Source organism: Streptococcus oralis (assembly GCF_001075875.1).
In the GTDB taxonomy this organism is placed as follows: Bacteria; Bacillota; Bacilli; order Lactobacillales; family Streptococcaceae; genus Streptococcus; species Streptococcus oralis_I.
In genome coordinates, this window is the sequence record NZ_JUOS01000139.1 from 1 (window position 1) to 4,913 (window position 4,913).

At 35.2% G+C, this 4,913-nt stretch carries 6 protein-coding genes and 1 pseudogene; all 7 read left to right on the forward strand.

Annotated elements, in window-relative coordinates; translation table 11 throughout:
- Positions 1-229: LPXTG cell wall anchor domain-containing protein (locus tag ADM33_RS07975; RefSeq protein WP_049504349.1), on the forward strand; the 229-nt coding region annotated here is incomplete at its 5' end.
- Positions 230-445: 216 nt separating this feature from the next.
- Entirely contained in the window at positions 446-1,153 is a 708-nt protein-coding gene (locus tag ADM33_RS07980; protein WP_049504350.1) for a glucosamine-6-phosphate deaminase, read from the forward strand.
- Positions 1,154-1,756: 603 nt separating this feature from the next.
- On the forward strand, positions 1,757-1,933 hold the full coding sequence (gene rpsU, locus ADM33_RS07985) for a 30S ribosomal protein S21 (protein WP_000048054.1): 177 nt from the start codon (positions 1,757-1,759) through the stop codon (positions 1,931-1,933).
- A gap of 65 nt (positions 1,934-1,998) precedes the next feature.
- Positions 1,999-2,514: a hypothetical protein gene (locus ADM33_RS11745; protein WP_239684824.1), complete on the forward strand. Its 516-nt coding sequence runs from the start codon at positions 1,999-2,001 to the stop codon at positions 2,512-2,514.
- 27 nt (positions 2,515-2,541) lie between these two features.
- Positions 2,542-2,955 carry a hypothetical protein gene (locus ADM33_RS11750; RefSeq protein ID WP_239684825.1) on the forward strand — a complete coding sequence of 138 codons (414 nt, stop codon included), beginning with the start codon at positions 2,542-2,544 and terminating at the stop codon, positions 2,953-2,955.
- An 86-nt stretch (positions 2,956-3,041) separates the two neighbouring features.
- Positions 3,042-3,431 carry an MBL fold metallo-hydrolase gene (locus ADM33_RS11755; protein ID WP_239684826.1) on the forward strand — a complete coding sequence of 130 codons (390 nt, stop codon included), beginning with the start codon at positions 3,042-3,044 and terminating at the stop codon, positions 3,429-3,431.
- Between the two features lie 58 nt (positions 3,432-3,489).
- Positions 3,490-4,913, forward strand: a pseudogene (locus ADM33_RS07995) (MBL fold metallo-hydrolase); the annotation flags it as partial.

A 4,913-nucleotide genomic window follows, 5' to 3' on the forward strand; every position in this document is an offset into this window, starting at 1 on the left:
AGTAACACCTCCAGGTCCAGTAACGCCTCCAGGTCCAGTAACGCCTCCAGGTCCAGTAACGCCTCCAAGCCCAGTAACACCTCCAGCACCAGTAACATCGTCAACGCCTGAAAAGAAAAAGGATAATGAGTTACCGAAAACAGGTGAACAGAAAACTACAGTCTTAATCGTTTTAGGAGTAGCACTTGGTTTAGTTGGATTGAGTTTGGTTGCCAAACGTAAAAAATAGTATAATAAAAAAATCATTTTCTAAAATATAATCAGGAAGTGCTTCTGATATAAGATTTAAGAGAGGACGTCAAACTCCTCTCTTTTTTTGTTTAAGGGTAGAACTCTTAATTGATTTGTTTAGTATATTTATAATTTCAATAAAAATAAACCGTTTTCACTTGACAAAAATTGGTCTATACCATATAATAAAATAAAGAATATGGAGGACAAAATTATGAAAATTATTCAAGTGGAAAATCCAATTGAAGGTGGAAAAGTTGCTTTTGATATCTTAAAAGAAAAATTGGAAAACGGTGCACAAACATTAGGGCTTGCAACAGGAAGTAGCCCTCTGGAATTTTACCAACGAATCGTTGAGAGTGATCTTGATTTTTCAAATCTCACAAGTGTAAACTTGGATGAGTACGTAGGTCTTGATGGGGATAATCCTCAATCATACCGTTACTTTATGCAAGAAAATCTATTTAACAAGAAACCATTTAAAGAAAGTTTCTTGCCACGTGGTGTCAAGGATAATGCAGAAGTAGAAGTAGAACGCTACAACCAAATTCTTGCTGACCATCCAGTTGACCTACAAATCTTAGGAATTGGTCGCAATGGTCATATTGGCTTTAATGAACCGGGCACACCATTTGATAGCCAAACTCACCTTGTAGAGCTTGACCAGTCTACAATTGAAGCTAACGCGCGCTTCTTTGAGAAGATTGAAGATGTTCCAACACAAGCTATTTCAATGGGGATTAAAAATATTTTGGATGCTAAATCTATCCTTCTCTTTGCTTATGGGGAATCAAAAGCAAAAGCTATCGCTGGAACTGTTGAAGGTCCTGTGACAGAAAGTCTTCCAGCAAGCAGTCTGCAAAATCATCCAGATGTGACTATTATCGCAGATGCAGCAGCACTCAGCTTGTTAAAGAAATAAGATTTTTACCATTAAAGACCATTCGATCCTATGGATTGGGTGGTTTTTTGGTCTGGATATGTTCAAAAATGAATACAGTTTTTCTGAAAGTGGTACAATAGTTCTAATAGTAGGGTGTATGATAGATTTTCCCTTGAAAAGAAGAATATATAATCTCCATTTTTTGAGAATTATTAATTCTTGAAAAAGAAATGTTATAGGTATTGATATGAAGAAGACAAATTTGATTGTTCTGCACTTTCTGCTTTTTGTCAGTATTTAGCAAAGATAGAAGCTATCAGTTTAGCTCAACTAAAGGATTTACATTTTATTCAAGAGCAGATACTTAAACATCTTGTCTGGCATTTTGATAGTCAGGATCTGTATATCATTTCTGATTTACCGTCAGATTATGGGGAATATCTAGATTCCATTGAGTGTGAAATAAATGAATTATTTGGCCGTCTGGAATGAATTTTATAAGTGGGGAACTAGGTTAGGTGTAAGGTGTAAATTTTGTAAAATTTAAATTGAATGATTTGGGGGAATTTCATTTTTTTCTTGACAATTTTCTTTATTCCGTGTAAAATAGAATAGATCTTGAACTTGAAGGGAGTGAAAAAAATGTCTAAAACAGTAGTACGTAAGAATGAATCTCTTGACGATGCTCTTCGTCGTTTCAAACGTGCGGTTACTAAAGCTGGTACTCTTCAAGAAACACGCAAACGTGAATTCTATGAAAAACCTTCTGTAAAACGCAAACGTAAATCAGAAGCAGCTCGTAAACGTAAAAAATTCTAATTAATAAGAAAGGCTAGACTTGTCTAGTCTTTTTTTTATACAGTAGATAGAGGAAAGTGGTTCTTATGAGAGAGTATGTAAAAGAATATCAAAAGATACGTGAATATCATTTTAAAGATTGGGGCTATTATTCTGATCCGATAAATTTGCTAGAATTTGAAGAGTCGAACCAAAAAATATTTGAGAAGTATTTGAACAATTCGAAAGTAATGTCCGATGATATTTTAAGGACAAAGTTGTACAGTAGTTTATTGTTAGATGATATCAAGTATTTTGCATATTATGTATCATTTTTAGATGGAGACTATAATCTGTTAAATAAAGCTTTGTGGCAAATAGGAAGAGTAGAGTTAATTAAAGGCGGTTTGCTTGCAAGTGGAACAGTCTATACAGCTGGAATTTTGAGAGGATTATTTAACTGTTTTGCTTGTAATGATTTTTCAGACATTTCATCTTTCATTCCAGAAGACTTACCCTTATTGAAAGGAACCTATTATCCAGAAAATGTCATCAATCTGTTATATGCTCTTTATTATCAAGATGAAGACAGATTGTCTGAGGCTCTCATACTGGCACAATAGTTTTTAGAGAAGAAAAAAAGAACAGGTATGGAAGAATTTTCTGTTCGGTACTTTATAAGTTTGGTACAAAAGGATGTAGATGGGATAAGCATGGTTTTACAAAACTTATGTCGTGCTTATCAGAGACGGGGTTATCCCTGTGACAAGATTGATAAATGCTTTGCTGATGAGGTTCATGGTCTTTATCGGTTGTTAAGATTCTTTGATCATGCCTTGTTTGAAGCGGTCAGGATGCCATCTCATAATAGTTTTTTGAAGGACTTTGAAGAATGGCAAGTACGAAATCAGTTTCCACAGGGCCAACAATTCTACATCTATCCTAAAGATTTAGCTGATGCAAACAGGATACTAACAAAAGAACTCCCAAAAATCTGCATAGAAAAATCAGGGAGGGACTTGATGATAGATGTTGATCGATTTGCGGAAGATTTGGCTCAGTAAAAATGACAGTTTACATTTTTACACCCCTTTTTCATGTTTTTTTGGTATAATTATATATATTAGTAGAAAATTTGAGAGGCTTTATCATGAAAAAAACAAAAGTTGCAGTCGCTTTAGGAGCATTTTTGTTTCTTAGTGTCAGCGCAAGAGTTGAGGCGGACACAAGTTCGCAGTCTGACGTGAATCGGATTCATTTCATTAATACCAAAGGAAGTCCAGGTACAGATGCCATTTTGCTTGAAAGTAATGGGCATTATGCGCTGATAGATATGGGTGAAGACTATGACTTCCCAGATGGGAGTGATCCACTTTATCCATTAAGATCGGGGATTATTACGTCAAATTTCTATGCAATTGAAGATCGACTTTTCCGTCATCTTGACCATGTAGGTGTTCAGAAGTTGGACTTTATGCTTGGAACTCATGTTCATAGTGACCATATCGGTGGAGCTGATGAAGTTCTAAAAAAAATATAAGGTTGATAAATTTTATCTAAAAAGATATTCGGATGATCGAATTTCCACTCAATGGGGCTTGTGGGATAACCTTTTCAACTACAATAATGCTCTGAATGCAGCTAGAAAATATGGGGTCAATCTTATCCAAGATATCTCTGATAATGATAGTCATTTCAAATTGGGGGATATGGATATTCAGTTGTATAACTACAAGAATGAATACGGTCCAGATGGAAAATTAAAGAAAGTATACGATGATAACCCCAATTCGATTGTTGCTGTAGTTACAGTAAATGGAAAGAAAATTTATCTGGGTGGGGATCTTGATAATGTTTATGGAGCTGAAGATCGATTAGGTCCACAAATTGGGAAAGTAGATTTGATGAAGTGGAACCATCACCTCGATGGAAAAGTTTCAAATAGCATTAATTTCCTCAATAACCTCTCTCCATCTATCGTTGTGCAAACAACAGGTTTGGATATCAATGTTCAAGCAACAAGAGATAAATTGAAAGAGATGAATGTTCAAGTCGTTCATGCTTCAAGTGATAAAAAAGATGCTACTGTCTTTGATATAAAAACAGACGGTATTAATAATATTTCTCAAGACTACCCAGATATTCCGAATACTACTGCACGTTGGATTACTGAAGATGGATATAAGAAGTATTATTTCGCTGATGATCAGATGGCAACTGGTTGGCATACAATTAATGGAGAGAAATACTTCTTCAATGGTAAAGGACATCTGCAACAAGATAAATGGCTTCAAGATTTTGATGATGAAGCTACTCTTAAATCTTTATATATGGATAAAGATGGGAAGTTACAAACTTCTAAATGGCTTCAAATCGACAAGCATTGGTATTATGTGGATTCTAAAGGATATCGAAAAGAATCCGAGTTAGCAATTATTAACGGTAAGACCTATTACTTTGACGAAAAAGGGATTATGCAAACTGGTACCAGAACAGTGAATGGAGCAACTCTGGTCTTTGATGATACAGGTGCGCTTTCAAATGAAGTAAGAGCATCATCCTGGAATAAAATTGGTAATAAATGGTATTACCTAGATGAAAATAAAAAAATGACCATTGGTTTCAAAGAAATTGACGGAAAGTTGTACTATTTCAATGAAGCCGGAGAAATGGGAACTTATTGGCAATATACGCATCAAAAATGGTATTACTTTAGCGCTTCAGGTGAAATGAAACGTGGTTGGCTCAATGATGCAGGAAAATGGTATTATCTAGACCCTAAAACAGGGGAAATGTTCACTGGTTTAAATAAAATTGATGGCAAACTCTATCGCTTCAATAATGGAGGCGTCATGGCAACTGGTTGGGAACAGTTTGATGGCAAATGGTACTATTATACATCTAGCGGCGATCAGAAAAAAGGCTGGCTTAAATACAATAATGACTGGTACTATCTCGAACTGAAAGATGGAGAGATGGTTACAGGAACCAAAGAAATCGATGGTCAACAATATAGCTTTAA

Coding starts and splice junctions, on each gene's coding strand:
- ADM33_RS07980 (WP_049504350.1), top strand. CDS start 446: ATGAAAATTATTCAAGTGGAAAATCCAATTGAAGGTGGAAAAGTTGCT.
- rpsU (WP_000048054.1), top strand. CDS start 1,757: ATGTCTAAAACAGTAGTACGTAAGAATGAATCTCTTGACGATGCTCTT.
- ADM33_RS11745 (WP_239684824.1), top strand. CDS start 1,999: ATGAGAGAGTATGTAAAAGAATATCAAAAGATACGTGAATATCATTTT.
- ADM33_RS11750 (WP_239684825.1), top strand. CDS start 2,542: ATGGAAGAATTTTCTGTTCGGTACTTTATAAGTTTGGTACAAAAGGAT.
- ADM33_RS11755 (WP_239684826.1), top strand. CDS start 3,042: ATGAAAAAAACAAAAGTTGCAGTCGCTTTAGGAGCATTTTTGTTTCTT.